Origin of the sequence: Ferrimonas pelagia (assembly GCF_039543565.1) — a bacterium.
GTDB lineage: Bacteria > Pseudomonadota > Gammaproteobacteria > Enterobacterales > Shewanellaceae > Ferrimonas > Ferrimonas pelagia.
On the sequence record NZ_BAABJZ010000003.1, the window covers coordinates 151,318 to 168,323 of the forward strand.

7 protein-coding genes are annotated in these 17,006 nt (G+C 56.7%); 6 read left to right on the forward strand and 1 reads right to left on the reverse strand.

Annotated features, from left to right (window positions below; genetic code table 11):
* Positions 1-977 precede the first annotated feature (977 nt).
* Positions 978-2,894 (forward strand): PhoX family protein, encoded by a 1,917-nt coding sequence (locus ABEA08_RS01085; protein ID WP_345332378.1) that lies wholly within the window; start codon positions 978-980, stop codon positions 2,892-2,894.
* 910 nt (positions 2,895-3,804) lie between these two features.
* On the opposite strand, the gene ABEA08_RS01090 is transcribed toward ABEA08_RS01085, so the two are convergent.
* Positions 3,805-6,546, reverse strand: coding sequence for a TonB-dependent receptor (locus ABEA08_RS01090; protein WP_345332380.1), 2,742 nt, complete (start codon positions 6,544-6,546; stop codon positions 3,805-3,807).
* A 1,197-nt stretch (positions 6,547-7,743) separates the two neighbouring features.
* On the opposite strand from ABEA08_RS01090, the gene ABEA08_RS01095 reads away from it, so the two are divergent.
* The 5 genes from ABEA08_RS01095 (at position 7,744) to ABEA08_RS01115 (ending at position 16,949) form a co-directional block, all read left to right on the forward strand.
* Positions 7,744-9,921: a GCIP family protein gene (locus ABEA08_RS01095; RefSeq protein ID WP_345332383.1), complete on the forward strand. Its 2,178-nt coding sequence runs from the start codon at positions 7,744-7,746 to the stop codon at positions 9,919-9,921.
* 50 nt (positions 9,922-9,971) lie between these two features.
* Entirely contained in the window at positions 9,972-11,045 is a 1,074-nt protein-coding gene (locus tag ABEA08_RS01100) for a TonB-dependent receptor (RefSeq protein ID WP_345332386.1), read from the forward strand.
* A 68-nt stretch (positions 11,046-11,113) separates the two neighbouring features.
* Positions 11,114-11,809 carry a GOLPH3/VPS74 family protein gene (locus ABEA08_RS01105; protein WP_345332389.1) on the forward strand — a complete coding sequence of 232 codons (696 nt, stop codon included), beginning with the start codon at positions 11,114-11,116 and terminating at the stop codon, positions 11,807-11,809.
* Between the two features lie 143 nt (positions 11,810-11,952).
* Complete coding sequence (gene sbcD / locus ABEA08_RS01110; RefSeq protein ID WP_345332390.1) at positions 11,953-13,242, forward strand: exonuclease subunit SbcD; 1,290 nt, start codon at positions 11,953-11,955, stop codon at positions 13,240-13,242.
* The gene (locus ABEA08_RS01115; protein ID WP_345332391.1) at positions 13,239-16,949 is read left to right on the forward strand and encodes an SbcC/MukB-like Walker B domain-containing protein; all 3,711 of its coding nucleotides are present in this window, start codon (positions 13,239-13,241) and stop codon (positions 16,947-16,949) included. The genes sbcD and ABEA08_RS01115 overlap by 4 nt, the downstream gene beginning before the upstream one ends.
* Positions 16,950-17,006: the final 57 nt, after the last annotated feature.

Here is a 17,006-nt window from a genome sequence, read left to right on the forward strand (position 1 = left end):
CCCCAGCGCCCACCTCTAGCGGCGCTGGGGCCTTTGATCATGAGAACGCCTTGCCAGGCTCACATTCGCATGGCAATCCGTCTTGCCGGAGCAAAACCGCCCCCATAAAAAAACCGGCGGGCCACCCGTCGCCTCGCACGTATGCAGAAGGGATACCAGGGGATTCCGCCGGTATAAGGAACTCCATTCCTTCGGTGTTAGTGTGTGATTAAGCGCTGCCCCCATGCCCCCATGCCCCCGTTATCCTTACGGCTCGCGTCTTAGGGATCGTGACTGGTATACACGTTCAGCAGCAAGTGAGTCTCGATAAAGAGTCCTCATGAACACATGAGCCATATAGCCAACGGAATTGCAGCGATTACCGTCAGTGATTGTGAAATGACGTTGTGCTGTTGATCGACAGAAATAATTTTTAACTCACCCACTTCCGACACAAGTGGTGCCCGCGACTTACGCAGTGCGCCAGACTGACCTGCACCAAGGAGGCTGTGACGGTATTTTGCACGCGTATCTCGAATGCTCACTCGTAGACTTGGCTTGCATTGCATTGCAGAGGGTCGCCGATAATAACCTGAAGCCCTTTCACTCTTCGGTGACCAATGTAGTGAACACCATTACCAAAATGAACTCCCCACTAGGTTCACCAACTCAAATACTTCCACTTGCGAAACAACAAGACCTTCGCTATTGAGGGAACCGCCAAGTGCCGGTCTGCGGTGGATCACAGATTCGTAAAATGCTACGTGACCCTGGTCACGCGACACACTTACCAACCCAACCAACATGGAATTAGAACCTTCAAACCCAAAAGAATAAGCCACTGTTAATTAATGGTTTAATGTCCAATGTTGCCGTGCGAGCACAGTTCGAACGCCTATTGACAAATCTGCTCACATGGGACTAAATCAGCACCAGAAGCGAGTTCGGCCCGTGAATTGCGCCTCGTTATTATAAAAAGTCATTTAGGTAAGATTCCCATGAAACACTTCAAGCTTTCTGCACTGACCGTCATTATCGGTGCCTCACTCACCGGCTGTGGTTTCGAATTCGAACAGGTTCCCACCCCTCTTCCACCAGTTGAGTGCTATGACACAGATATCGAAGATTGCCAGCCCCTGCCACCAGCCAGTTCCAAGCTGGTGCGCTTAGCCACCCTACCCGATAATGCCCAGGTGGCTGGCTTGACAGTCGACAGTGACGGTAAACTGTTCTTGAATGTACGGAATCCCCGCACCAACAGCTCTTACGAACCCAATAACGCGCATGTCGGCTATTTTGCCGACACTAACGTGTCTGACTTGCCGCTGGAGATCCTCTCCCTAAGCTACCCACAAAACGCCGAGGTGAATCAACTGCGAGTCAGCGCAGAGCTGGGTGATTATGTTGAACTGGCCCGAGCACGCAGCGGCATCGACGGCAGCATTAACTTAGGTCTGGTACCCAAGGTGAAAGGGGCGGGTAACATGTCCGTTAACCAAAACCTGACCTTCAATGCCCTACTTGAGGATGAAACGGGTCATACTGCCACCCTGTACACAGGTCTGCTGGCTAACCCCGCCGCACTGAATAAGTTTGACTTGGTGCGCAACGACGACAATCAGTGGGAAGCGATCTCGCTGGATCCGATGAATTTGGGCCAAGACAGCGACAATGCAGCCGAACACAGCGGCATCATTGGTCTATCCGGGGGGATGATCAGCCCTTGGGGCACTGTGATCGCCAGCGAGATGTTCAACAACTTCAACGGTCTGGCCTCCGGTAACCAAGAGTGGAACAAAGATGGTGGTTCCAACACTGCCTCTAATACTCAGGTTAACCGCTTGTATCAGTTCAATGACAATGATCAGAGCCGTTTCCCTAATCCTTACCGTTACGGCTACATCACTGAAGTCGATGGTGAAGGCAACATGACGAAGCACTACGCCATGGGTCGCGCCAATCATGGTGAACTGGCGCTAATGCCAGATAACCGCACCGTGTTCTACAGCGCCGGCGGTGACAATGGTGTGTTGCTGAAATTTGTTGCCGATGAAGCGGGTGATCTGAGCAGTGGTACCGTATTCGGTGCCAAGGTGACGCAAAGTGCTGACACCGATCCAGCCGAAGCAACCTTCAGCGTCGCATGGCTGCCGCTGTACAGTGCCAGCAACGACGAGGTGGAAGCCTGGATCTCCAAGTGGGACGACATCAACATGGCCGATTTCGACCAGAATGAGGCCGCAGGCCATGAAGATGCCAGCTCCTTCCTAACCCTGAACGATCTCGCCGATTGGCAAAACGGCGAGAGCATCTTCCGTGCCCACGATCAGGGTGGCAACTATGTAACAGGAAGCCGAGATGGCCGTCTGGACATGGACGGCGTCGTTCAGATCCTAGAACTGAACCATGCGCAACTGAATGGCGACGAAGAGGAAGGCAAAGAGCAAGCCCAACCCACCGCCGAGTGGGGTCAGATCCACGGGATCAGCTACAACGTCAACCGCCTAAAAAGCGCCCAAGCCGGTGAGGGTGATATCGACACAGCCCACATCTACTTCTCCATCGGTGACTTTACTGGCCAAATGAGCCAGGAAGGTGACATTACCGTGGATGATACCATCGGTTGGTGTGGCGGGATCTACCGCATGCCCATCGATGTGTCCGAAATCGATGGGGAATACCAGTACGATATCTCCGTCATTGAGCCGGTACTGATGGGCGGTGAAGACAACGCGGCAGCCGGTAACAACCTGCGCTGTCCGCAGTCCCTGCCAGCCCAGGTCAACAACATTGAGGTACTGGACAATGGCGACCTGCTGCTCGGTGAAGGTATCGCCGGCCGCGCCAACGGAGCACAGAAAAACCGCTCCCTGTGGCTGTTCCGCCCAGACGCGGTAGAAATGGACGGCAAGTAAGTCGCTACTTATCAAACCGTTATAGATAGAGCGCCGCCGGTCGAAAGACCGGCGGCGCTTTTGGTACTTAAGCCCAAACGGTAACCCCCATCGACATGCCCAGCCTGACTGCTGGCGCGACTAAATCGCTTCCAATGAAGCGCTCTTTACTGTCTCCTCTTACCAATAGGTTTAAGTCACCGTATCCCGGTCTCTCGCAGCTCGGCCATGCCAGCGCACTCAGTCACAATGAAACACCTTGTCGCCTGAATGTTCTAGCCTCATTTCTCTGGCTCGATTTCCATCGGAATACACACCAAACTGCATTTCCCGTCAGGGAAATCAATTTGTCGATAATGTTCACCTCACCAATGGTGGGTGCTCAAACTCCATCAGGTGCGACTTGACCAGAGAGCCCCCTACGCTATCCAACACTGAATCCAAACGCCGGTGTCGGCGTTTTTGGCCCTCTATCACCATCGCCATCGCCACAGAGTGCATCGACCAAAAACAGAACCACACAAATTAGCCATCTCTGTGCTCATCACCTCGCACCGGCCGCTCAACTATCCCGCCCTGAATAATGCCAGTCACACTAAGTAATTAGCCATTTGGCTGATTGAAAACGGGCTTTCGGCAAGGCAATTCAGCGAAGCTCTCTGGGCTCAAAAGCGAGAGAGGCAAATGTGAAATAAAATCCTTTTAATCGAACACTTAGGCATCGACTTACGGCGCAATTTCGTTGTTTTGATCGCTAAAAATCGCCCCATCATTCCTGCACAATCACGTCGCGTTCCTGAACCGATGAGGGCTTTCGAATTGGGCAAATACTTAATGTGATTGGCATAACACGATGCGAAGACAAACAAAAAGGCCCTGACCGAAACCGGTCAGGGCCTTCACTAATGGAAGCGCTGTTTAGTGTGCAGTTTTAGAAGCTGTACACCATACCCATGTTGAATTTACGGCCCGCATCGTTAAACGCTCGGGTAATGCCACCATCGGTGTAGATGTGGCTGTCGTTATCAAACAGGTTGCTCACCGACGCGGTCAGACGCAGACCACGCACAGGACGGTAACTGGCCGCCAGGGTGGTACGGTTCTGATCATCATAGTAAGTGGCAGGGATCAGACCATCCGCAGCGTTTTGCAGGTAGCCCGCACGGTAGTTGTGCGACAGGCGCAGATCAAGAGCACGGGTGCTGTAGTACAGGGTCACGTTGGCGTTGTGCTCTGACGCGGCAGCCAGCAGCTCCGGCTCGGAGTTGTGGATAAAGGTGTAGTTGGCCTGCAAACCGGTGTTGCTCAGCAGCCCTGGCAGGTTGCTAAAGGCGGTTTGATAAGCCAGTTCCAAGCCGTGCAGGTCCAAACCCTCTTCATTGCTGCGACTGCGCACCAATACTTCAATAGGATCGTCCTGGCCTTCAACAGAAACCTCTTCATAGCGCTCAACCATGCGAACAAAGGTTTCCAAGTTCTTATAGAAGTACGCCGCAGAGACCATGGAGTCCTCGTTGTAGAACCAAGACCAAGTCATGTCCACATTGTTGGCGATGAACGGGTCCAAGGTCGCCTCGGTGGTGTTGATGGTTGGCTCACCATCAGGGGTGCTGACGCGGGTAGAACCCACCAGATCGTTCTTGTTCGGACGTGCCATGGTGCGGCTGACACCGAAGCGGAAATCCATGTCATCACGCATGTCGTACTTCAGGTTCAGGCTCGGCAAGAACTGGTGGTCGGTCTGGGTTGCGGTGTGGAATTCACGCTCAGCGACGAAGTCGTATGTCGGTCCGTTGTTATTGGAGCCGGTCACGTAAAGGCCCTGAGTCCAGTCGACATCCATTTTCTCGGTGATCTGCTCGGTACGGACGTAGCGCAGACCAATGTTACCGGTCAGGTTATAGCCGATCTCGAAGTCAGCGCGGAAGTAGGCCGCCAGGGTATCTTCGAACAGGTTATCTTCGTAAGCAGCAAAGCTCTTATTGGTACAATCGACATTGGCATCACATCGCGCCTGCTCAGCTTCGGCAAAGGCCCGCACTGCGGCAAAGTTGGTCTGAGCAAACAGGCCATCCACGTCCGGGGTGATCCAGTTACGTGGGCCAAAGGCAGTGCCATTGGCGCCGTCAAACCAATCGCCATTGGCCGGACGGGCGTGAACAAAGCCTGGCGTGTTCAGACCCAGTGCCTCAACCATCTCGGCAAACTGGCTCTCATCGAGGTTCACGTCGTAGCTGCGCTCTTTCATCTCTTCCATCGCGTAGCTGGCACCAAACGACATTTTGGTGATCACCGCGTGATCACCTAGGGTGATGTCGGTAAAGCGGGTGGCATCCAGTGCCACGGTGTCGGAGTTGCTCTCCTGGGTGGTGCCGAAGTTGGAGCTGTCCAGATACATCGCGCCGTAGCTGCTGGGGTTGGTCAGATCCAGTCCGATCTCATCCAGGTTACCGTAATCCGTTCCCCAAGGGCTGCGGCCGGTGCCGTAGAAGGTGACATTGTCCATAGAGGAAACCAGATCCGACTTCAGGCCGGAGGCATTCCACAGCATGTCGGAGCGCACCATGCTGTAAGCGCCCTTGATCTGCCAGTCGCCAAGTTCGTACTGCGCTTCAAAGGTGTTCACCATGACATCGGCATCACGTGAAATCGGTGAGGCTTCGACGAAGCTGTTCACACCATCCAGAGTCATCTGAGTGACGTAGCGGTTGCCGTCAACCATAACCTCTTCGTAGTCCTTCAACTGGGTCTGAGTACCGGTGTTAAAGGCAAAACGCTGGCGATTTTCCGCACTTTGATAATCGGTGTAGAAGCTTTCTGCAAACAGAGACAGGTTGTCGGTCGGGCGCCACTCGATGTTGGCAAACACCGCGGCACGCTCACGCTCTGAGTTGTTCAACTCGTAGCGCAGTTGGCTGGTGCCGTACAGACGTTCTGCATCACTGTCTTCCGGATCGTTCCACCACTTGGAGCCATACTGGTTACCGTTCTGGATCTGGGTGTGGTTGTCTTCCTTCAGGTAGTTAGCACCGAAGGCGATACCAATGGTGTCGTCGGCAAACTTATCGGAGAAGATAAAACTCAGATCAGGGCCAAACTCACCGGTATTACCGTCATAGGTCGTTTTGGCGACAGCGCGAACGACACGATCATTGGCCATAAAGGCGCGGTGACTGCGCATATCCACGGTACCGGAAATACCACCTTCATTCAGATCTGCAGCAGAGCTTTTCTGCACAGAGACCTGTGAAATAAAGGCGGATGGCATGATCTGGTAAGAGAAGTTACGGTTGGAATTCAAAGGTGTAGAGATGCTACGGCCGTTGTACAGGGTCTTGGTGAAGTAACCCGGCAGACCACGCACGTTTACTTCACGGGCTTCGCCGTTCTCGCTGCGCTGTACCTGAACACCGGCCACACGCTCGAGGGAATCGCCGATATCGGGATCAGGCATGACGCCGATATCTTCCGCGGCGATCACGTCCACCTGGGCGTCGGAGAAACGTTTTTCGTTCATCGCCTCAGACAGGGACGCACGGGTACCGGATACACGAATAACTTCTACATCACCATCCACCTCATTCATGCCGTCTTCGGCCATGGCATGAGCGCCAGTGAAGGTCAGCGCCAGGAACGCCGCCACAGGAGTTAGCTTTAGAGTCTTAACTGCCATCATCTCTATCTCTTCAAGTGTCAACCAACGGCTTACTACACCTTGGGTGCTATTGTTGCCGTCTTTTTATTGTCGGTATCCGATCTTCGCTTCGCAGAAATGCCAACCTTTATGCATCTCCACCCCATTCGATCTCATCCCTGGGCATGTCAATTGATCACAATCAATCAACACACTGGAAGTGCTTTCGCCTTCCGGATCGAACCGCTTTCGAATCGTATCAACCCGACCTCAAAACTCGCTGCCACTATCAACACTCTACCGACCCGACGCAAGCCTTTCGCTGTAATCTTCCTTCACAAAAATTAAAAAAAAACGCCACTACGGCGTAAGCCCACCCAAAATGTCAGAGTGAGCGACATTCATGTAACAAAATAACGCCTTTGAACGACATCTCTTAAAATAACACTCACGCACACCCACAACCGAGACCAAGTCACCCACCAACGTGCGGCCACCATCATTCACCGGGAACACCAGTCCGCCAGTAACATTTTGACAACCGCCACGGCGTCGGGCCGAACGCGGATCTACTCAACAAATTGGTAATACCAATTTCCCAAGAGTGACGCTTAACCCTTGATTTTTCGACGTCTCACATCGAAACTCGCCTTCCGTTTGGCATTCACGCTGACCACAACGACCCTAACAAGGCGACAACATCGTCCCCTATGCACGCGCCATTGCCGCGTTGTTAATGAAGACCATTTATCCCGTCACACGCCAGCCCCACACAAGCTCAATTCATGCGAGCAGCGATCTGCCTCACCACCCACTCCCCCGAGAACAGGTCGCTCAAGCCGCTTTAATTCACACTGATTCACACATTTGCTCGCCATTCGCTGCTTCAGTCGCCCGCAGCCAACCCAGATCCGATCCGTTTTCGCGCCTTCAGAGCATACGCGACACGCTTGCCTCACGACGACAGCGCAGATCGTGGGTGTCGCTCAGCCAGCCAACTCATGCGGTCGACGTGGGTTGATTGGATGGTGAACTCGAAATTGCTGCCAAAAGGGCAACCATAGGGCACAGGAGTGTTTTCATCGTGTAGCCAACCCTGCCGCGCAACGAACATCCTTTGCAGGTCAGGAGCCATTATCCATCCAACAGGGCAATCTCCCACATTTACTTTAGAAAATAAGAGTGTGAGTCGCCCTTACTCTGTTTGCTTCCTAAATACCTCAAACGGAAACTGATGTGACTTATAAACACTCTCTTATTGCCACCAGCATCGCCTCGGCGTTGCTGCTCAGCGGCTGTGGCAGCAGCGACAACAAAGACGACAACCCAGATGTGCCACCGGCGACCAGCGCTTTCTCCGGCGTAGTCAACAAGGGCATTCTCGCTAATGCCCCTATCACCATCTGTGCTGCCACCAGCACCGATTGTTCCGATGACGACGCGTTCCGCATCGAGACCCGCACCGATGAACAGGGTCGATACGAACTCAAAGAGGCTATTGCGGGAACCCCGCTGCTGGTGATCGCCCGTGCCGACGCGCATACCCTGATGACCTGTGATATCGCTCAGTGTGCCGAAGGCATAAACTTCGGCGACCAGTTTAACCCTGACGCCGGTTTTGAGCTGAAAGCAGTGACCCCAGGGATCTCCGCCCACGCTGAAGGCGCGGTGGTGAATGTCACCTCACTGACCGAACTGGCGGCAAACCAAGCTATTTCCGAGTCTGGTAACAGCGGGATCTTCGCCAATACCATTCGTCGCTCCAACGACATCATTCGCCAGACGTTCAACCTCGGTGACAACCACATCAACGAGATTGGTGCTGTTGACCTGACCGATCCTGAGCAGATGGCAGGTGCATCCAGCGAAGATCAACTGGCTGCGGTGTACTCCGCCTCTGTGATGCAGGCCCAGCAGGACAACCCTGAGCTGGAGTTGGACGAGCTGCTGAGTACCACTGATGGTCAAACGTACACCGTTGACACCGACGCGCTTGAAGAAATCTTTAACAGCGCCCGTGACGTAGTTGAAGAAGTAGACGAGCACCACGACGACATCGAGATGGGCGACATCGTAGATGAAATCGAAGACGCCGAAGATAACTTGGGTGATCTGGAAGACGGCATCGCGCCGGACCCAGATCTGCCAGAAGAAGATCTGGATGAAGTCAAAGCCGCCAGAGCATTCGTCTCTGACGTTCGCGGTGTGGTGAAGTCCGTCGCCGACGGCGGCGATCTGAACAACGCCCTGCGCTACTTTGCCGAGCAGTTTGAAGAACTGGGCGAGTTTGTTGGCGACGACATGGGAGAGATCATTTACAAGGTTGAGCTGGGTGCCATGGCCATCGCCGATGCCTACCTTGACGGATCACACAACAACGTTGAGATCTCCGGCAACACCTACACCGTAGTGGGCATCGACAGCTTAGAGATGGTGGTAGCCATCGACAAAGACGATATCGACGAAAGCGAAGCGTGTGACGACAACGTCTGCACCGGCGAGGCCAGTGCTGATATTGATATGAGCATCCAGGCTCTAAACATCACCGAGAACAAGACCGCGCTGTCCGCTCAAGGCCGTGTCCTGCTGGATAACGTGCAGATTGAGTACGTTGATGGCTACGAAGACCTCGATGGTGGCTACATTGCCATCTCTTCCGAAGTCCTAACCGCAGACCAACTGAGCTTTCAGTTGGCTGAGGTTGAGCTAACGCACACAGACGTCAGTTTCACTGGCAATATCGGCATTGATGGCAGCGGTGTGATCGTGGCCTTTGAGGACGACTACGGCTACAACTGGTCCGGTGATAACCAAGGTGGTTATGACTTCTACAACACCGAGATCTCGCTGCGCGGCCTAAGCTTAGGCTTTGACGGTGAACTAGCTAAAGGCAATGAGTTTGCCAACATCGGCTTGGGCATCGACATCGACAACCCAGACGGTTTTGTTTACTTCGAGCAGGTCTGTCACATCTGGGGCGACCTAATTGTCGATACCGATTGTGAGCCGAGCCGCACCGAAGAGAGCGAAGAGAAGTACGTTCGTGCCGGCATCAATGCCTTCACCGCTGTGGATGTGGCCCACGCCAACAACGACAACATCCCTGCATCTATCGACTTGACCGTCAAGCGCGATGCGTTTAGCCAAATCGATGGTCACGTCAAAGTGGTTCATCAGGACACCACCACCAACATCCGCGGTGCCGCGGGCATCTACGATCGCGATGGTGAGATTGAGCCAATCACCGCCACCAACGTCGATGGCACTGTGGTAATGGCGCTGGAAGAAAACGACGAAGGTCGCATCACCGGTACCATTACGGTTGAAGGTGTGCATGCCGCTGACGTCGACGAAGATCCTAGCGGCCTGATAACCATCCGCTACACCGACGGCTCCTTCGAGTCCATCCTGTAACACCCGCTAACTAGGTCAAAGGGAGGCATTGCCTCCCTTTTCTCGTCACTATGTCTTTTATCTTCATGGCGCTTAGCGCCGCCTCCGTGCTGCCTTACCAAGGCAGTGACAGCAACGACTGGCACCAATATCAACGCTACCAGGCGTTTGCCCATTCCGACAACAACGCCATCTACGACGTGCTCAAAACCCGTAAGGTACCCTACCAGGAAGGTGAGTTTGCCTTCCTGCAAAGCTCAGCCGAGCTGGGGGTACAAAAGGGCAACTGGGCCATCACCGCGTTTGCCCGCAGCGACTGGCACCTTGATTTCTCCAAAGACACCATGGCGTTCTATGGTGCCATCCGAAACAAGGAGTACATCGATCCCGATCGGGTGTACCAGTTGCACCTCAGTGCCAACCAGCTGGATGCCCAAGGGCTCAAAGCCAGCTACCTGTGGCAACTCACCCCTAGCTTTAGCCTATACGGCGCCGCGGCGCTGCTGATGGCCAATGGCCTGACTCACGGTGAAGCCTCAGGTTACGCCGGACGGGGCGCCGACGATAACTACTACGGCGAGGTTGAGCTTAACTACACCTACACCAAGGACTATCTGTTCTACCGTCCCCTGCCGCCAACGCAAAGCCAGTTTGGCTACAGCCTGGATCTCGGTTTTGCTTGGCAACTGAGCGAACAACTGACGCTTTCCGGCTTGGTGGAAGATCTGCATAACCGCATCCACTGGTACGACAGCCCCATCACTCAGGCCTTTGCCGACACCGCCGATACCATCGTTGATCCCGACGGCTCCGTCAGCGTTAATCCCATCATCCAAGGCCGGGAATACAACGGCGATCTGAGCCAATCGATGCCGGTTCGCGCCCGCTATATGGCGAGCTACCAGCGAGGCAACACGCACTATCAAGTGCGCGGCCAACAGTTGCACAGCCGCCACTACACCGCCGTCGGCTTTGAAACCCAGTATCCGGGCTTAAACTGGGGCGCAGCACTCTATCCTCAGCAGGGTGCCTTAGCACTGCACCTCAGCAATCAATATCTTCGACTACAGCTAATGGCCGATCACCTCGACTATCAAAAAGTCACCACCGCCGAGCTGGGCTTTCGTTTCATGGTTCCACTTTGACGCACGTCCTCGTCTCATTGTTATTAGGCGGTTAAGATGTAACCTCATCGACAGCAAGGAAGCTCGCCATGATCATGCCATTGTATCAATCGTACCTCTTACTCGCCCTGCATGACGAAAAGGGCAGCAGCCAAACCATGCACCTCGAACTGGGGCTGGCCACTGCCATCATCGCGCAGTTGATCTACCAAAAACAGATCATCCTGGACTGCGCACACAAGCCGACGCTGAGCCTCGAGGCGCACAGTGACGATCCGCTAATAGCCCGCAGCCTAGACCACCTGCGTCAGCACCAAGAGCCTTCACGCGGTTGGTGGGCGCAATTCGGCGAGACTCAGAGCCTCAAAGGTTGGATCGCCAGCCTAGCCGAGATGAAGACGCTCAAACAGGACGCCGTCACCCTGCTGTGCGACGCCAACATCTTGCAACGACGCGAGCGATCGCTGCTGTTTGTCTTCAGTCGCACCACCTTTCCCGAGCGCAACCCGCAGCCAGAGCAGGCGTTACTCGCCCGTCTGCGCGACGCCATCGAGGGCGATCATGTCCTCCAGGATGCGGAGATCTCGATACTGCTGGCCCTACTCAAAGCCACGGGCTTGATGCAACCGGTCTTCGGCGATAGCGCTGAGCGACGGGCCGATAGGATCGACGCACTGATCCAAGATCTGCCCTCCGGTCAGGCGGCTCAGGAGCTGATCGCCGCGATCGAAGCCGCCTTGCTGGTCACTGTGATCCTGCCTACGGTGATCAGCACCACCCAATAACGCCGCCAGCCGCTGTGCCTCTGCCTCAAAAGCCGATCACCGCCGGACTCCATCGCCGGGAAAACGCAGACGGTCAGCGGATTCTGAGGTAGGATCCGGCTACGGCTGTAGCGGCGTCTTTTTACGGGTAATCAAACAGATTTATGCGGATCCTCCACACCTCCGACTGGCACTTGGGCCAGTACTTTTACGGCAAAAGCCGAGCGGCTGAGCATCAGGCGTTTCTTGACTGGCTACTTGCGCAGATCGACCAGCTGGACATTGATGCGCTGATCGTCGCCGGCGATCTGTTCGATACCGGCACCCCACCCAGCTACGCCCGCAGTCTGTACAACGCCTTTGTAGTGCAGATCCAGCGCCGCCGCTGCAAGCTGATCCTGCTCGGTGGCAACCACGACTCCGTCGCCATGCTCAACGAGTCCAAGCAGCTGCTGGCCTGTCTGGGCACCGACATGGTGGCCGCCGCCAGCGAAGCACCAGCGCAGCAAGTGGTGACCGTCACCAATGCAGAGCAACAACCCATCGGCCTGGTGTGTGCCATCCCCTATCTGCGCCCGCGCGACATCGTCCGCTCCGAAGCCAATCAATCCGCTCAGGACAAGCAACGCAGCCTGCAACAGCAGATCGAGCGCCACTACCGTGAGGTGTACGACGCTGCGCTGGCACAGCGCGACGCACTGAATCAGCCGGGGCTGCCCATTATCGCCACCGGCCACCTGACCACTGTCGGCGCCAGCAGCAGCGAGTCGGTGCGCGACTTATACATCGGCACTCTGGATGCCTTTCCCGCCAGTGCATTTCCGCCCGCCGATTACATCGCCCTGGGCCATATCCACCGGCCGCAGAAGATCGGCGGCAGCGACACCATTCGCTATTGCGGCAGCCCCATCCCGCTGAGCTTCGATGAGCTGGGTCGGGACAAAGAGGTACTGTTGATCGAGTTTGCTGAGGCCCCTACCCCCAGCGTATCCGCACTGAACGTGCCGCTGAGTCAGCCGATGGCGATGCTCAAAGGCGATCTGGCCAGCATCGAGCAACAACTAGCCCAATTTGAGGGCGAGACAGACACCACTTGGCTGGACATCGAAGTGGTGGCGGAGGATTACCTCAGCGATCTGCAAGCGCGCATTATCGCCCTGACCGAAGCCCTGCCGGTGGAAGTGCTGCTGGTACGCCGCGCCCGCAACCGCCGCAACGACAGCATTGAACAGCAAGATAAAGAGACCCTGGCCGAATTGACGGTGCAGGACGTGTTCGCCCGCCGGCTGGCCAGCGAGGTGTTTGACGGCGACGCCGCCGAGCAACGAAAGCAGCGTCTGCAGGCCCGCTTCGACCAAACGCTGGCGCTATTGGCCGAGGCCGAGTCCGAGCCGGATGATCCCGCCCAGGCCATGACGGCCAGCGAGTCGGTGAAGCCGGAGGCGCAATCATGAAGATCCTCAGCCTACGCTTTAAAAACCTCAATTCGCTTAAGGGCGAATGGAAGATCGACTTTACCGCCGAGCCCTTTGCCAGCAACGGCCTGTTTGCCATTACCGGTCCCACCGGCGCCGGCAAAACCACCCTGCTCGACGCCATCTGTTTGGGCCTGTACCACGAGACCCCGCGGCTCAAAGTCTCGCCGACCCAGAACGAGCTGATGACACGGCACACCGCCGATGCGTTGGCCGAAGTCGAGTTTGAAGTCAAAGGCGTCGGTTATCGTGCCTTCTGGAGCCAGCGCCGGGCCCGCGGCGCCAGCGACGGCAAGCTGCAGCCACCTTCGGTAGAGCTGGCTCAGTTATCCGATGGCAAGATCATCGCCGACAAGGTCAAGGACAAGCTGGCGCTGGTTGCCGAGCTGACCGGCCTGGATTTCGGCCGTTTCACCAAATCCATGTTGCTGTCCCAAGGCCAGTTCGCCGCCTTTCTTAACGCCGACGCCAACGACCGAGCCGAGCTGCTCGAGGAGCTGACCGGCACCGAGATCTACGGCCGGATCTCCGAGCGGGTGTTTGAACAAACCGCCCAAGCCAAGGTGCAACTGGACACCCTGCGCGCCAAAGCCGAAGGGGTGCAGCTGCTGACTCCCGATGTACGCCAATCGCTCAGTGACGAACTGGCCGGGCTGCAGCAACAGCATCAGACGCTCACCGCCACGCTGGCGGAGCTGCAGACACAACAACAATGGCTCAGCCAAGCCCAGGCGCTGGACCAAACCCTCGAGCAAAGCCAACAACGCAAGCGCGATGCCGCCCAAAACGTCACGACGCATCAGGCCGAGCTCGACCAACTCACGCAGAGTGAGCCGGCGGAGCAACTGCGGGCGCAACACGAACAGCTCACCCAGGACCAGCAAGCCCTGGCGGCACTAGAGCGGGAGCTGACCGAGCGCAGTGCCCAACTGACTACGCTGGGCGACACCCTAAGCCAGCAACAACGCAGCTTGAGCCAAAGCCAACAGGCGCTGGCCGAGCAAAAGCAGCGCCAGGAGAAGGAAGAGCAGCAGATCATCGAGCAGATGATGCCGCTGGATCAGACTATCGGCCAGCTGAGCAAGGAGCAGGCGCACCTGAGCCAGCAGCAACAACAGCGGGACAATCAGCTTGAGCAGCTGCGATCCGATGAGCAGCAGGCGCAAACCGAGCGCCAGGCGCTGCAACAAGAGCTGGGCCAGTTACAGCACTATCTAAGCAGCCATGCTCATCTGGCACCACTGGGCAGCCAACTGTCCGCCTGGCAGCAGCGACTGCAAGGCTACCAGCAGCGCCAGCAGCAGCTGGCCCCGCTGCAACAGCAAGCCCAGAGCCATCAACAGCAGCTGAACCATTGCCGCGCCCAAAGCCGGCAACGGCAACAAGCGCTGAGCGAACAGCAACAGCGACGGACTCAGGCCCAGCAGGGCGCCGATGCAGCCAAGGCCCAACTGGCACAGTTCCAGCAACCCCTAGGCGCGCAAGCCAATATCGAGACACTGGAGCAGGCGCTGCATCAGCAGCAGGCCCAAGCCAAACACTGGCAAGAGCTGCAAACCCTGGCCCGGCTGTTTAGCAAGGATCAGCACGCCCTGCATCAGCTGGAGCAGCAAAAGCACCAACTGAGCCAGCAGTTGGCACAGGCTCAGCAAGAGTTGGCCGATAAGCGCCAACAATACGCCGCTCAGGTACCACACCTGAAAGATCTGGAAGCCCGCTTCGCGCTGGAACAGCAGATCCGATCACTGGAAGCGGAGCGCGCCAAACTGCAACCGGACAGCCCTTGCCCGTTGTGCGGCGCCACCGATCACCCCTTGGTGGAGGCGTATCAGCAGCAACAGGACTCCGACACCCAGCAACGCTTGACGCAGATGCGTGAGCAGGCTGAGCAACTCAAGGCGGCAGGCCTCGCCGCCAAGCAGGCGGTCAGTCATCATGAGCAGCAGCTAACCCAACTGAACCAGCAAGCGCAGAGCCTGACGGAACAAGTTACTGGGCTGAGCGAGCAGTGGCAGACGCACACGGCGGCGCTGGCCCTCACGTTGAGCGTGGAGCAGAGCGAAGCTCTGGCGCAGCAACATCAACAGTGGCAGCAAGGCATGGAGCAGCAAAGCCAGCAGTTGCAGCAGCTGCGCCAGCTCGATGCCCGCGCCACGCAGCAAGCGCAGCACCTGGCCGAGGCCATCCATGCCGAGCAGCAAGCGCACGCGGCGTTGGAGCAGTGTCACAGCGAAGGCAAACACCTAGCCCAGCAAAGCGCGCAATTTGAGCAACAATTTTTGCAACTGCAACAGGAGCAGGCCGCGCTGATCGAACTGTGGCAAACCGAAGCGAAGGAACTAGCGCTTGAGCTGCCGGACGCCGATCAGCTTGGCGACTGGCTGGCGCAATTGACCACCGAGACCCAACACTGGCAGGAGTGCACCACCAAGCAGCAGAGCCTGCAACAGCAGCAGGCCGTGCAACAGCAGCAGGCGCAACACAACGCCGCACACCTAGACGATCTCCGCCAGCAGCGGCAAGCGGCGCAAGAGCAACTCAACCAACTCGAGCAACAATTGACCCAGGCGCGCAATGAACGACGGGTGCAGTTTGGCGATCAAACCGTCGAGCAGGGCCGCGCCCTGCTCAAGCAGCGCACCGAGCAGACCGAGCAGGCGCTGGCACAGGCGCAACGCACCCTGGCCGCCACCGAACAGCAACACCACCAGCTCAGCGGCCAACAGCAATCGCTCAGCGCGCAACACACGCAACACCGCGATGAACAGCAACAGCGCCTGCTCAGCTTCACCACCGCCCGCGAGGCACTCGGCTTTGCCGATGAACTCGCCTTTAGCCAAGCGCTGCTGACACCGGCAGAGCGCGAGCAGCTGCTCAGCCTGCGCCAGCAACTGGAACGGGCCAGTAATGAAGCGGACGCGTTGCTGGCGCAAGCCCAACAAAGCGTCACTACGCATCAGCAGCGACAACCCCAAGCGCTGTCCAACGGCGGCAAACAGCCACTGCCAGCACAGCTCGAGCAACTCAAGCAGCAAACCCAACAGCACAGCGAGCAGCAGCAGGCTGTTTTGGCCCAGCAAGGTCAGCTCAGCGAGCGACTCGACAGCGATCAACAGCGCCGGGATGGGTTGCAACAATTGGTTGCGGAGATTGAACAGCAACAAGAAACGTATGACGACTGGCAGGGGCTGAACAGCTTGATCGGCTCAGCCAAAGGCGACAAATTCCGTCGCTTTGCCCAAGGATTGACGCTAGAGCACCTGATCCACCTGGCCAACCGCCAGCTGCAGCGCCTGCACGGACGCTATCAACTGCAACGCAAATCCAGCGATGCACTGGAGCTGCGGGTATTGGACACCTGGCAGGGCGACACCGCGCGGGACACCAAAACCCTGTCCGGCGGCGAAAGTTTCCTAGTCAGCCTCGCACTGGCGCTGGCATTGTCGGATCTGGTCAGCCACAAGACCCGCATCGACTCGCTGTTTCTCGATGAAGGCTTTGGCACCCTAGATCCCCAAACATTGGACACCGCATTGGACGCACTGGATCAACTTAATGCCAGCGGCAAAATGATTGGCGTGATCAGCCACGTCGAAGCACTCAAAGAGCGCATTCCGGTGCAGATCCCGGTGGAGAAGCGCAGTGGTCTCGGCCACAGCCGCCTAGCCCCACAGTTCGCCATTTAGCCCCTGCGATGTCGAACAGCCCGGTGCGCCGGGCTGTTACATTCGGTCACACAAAAG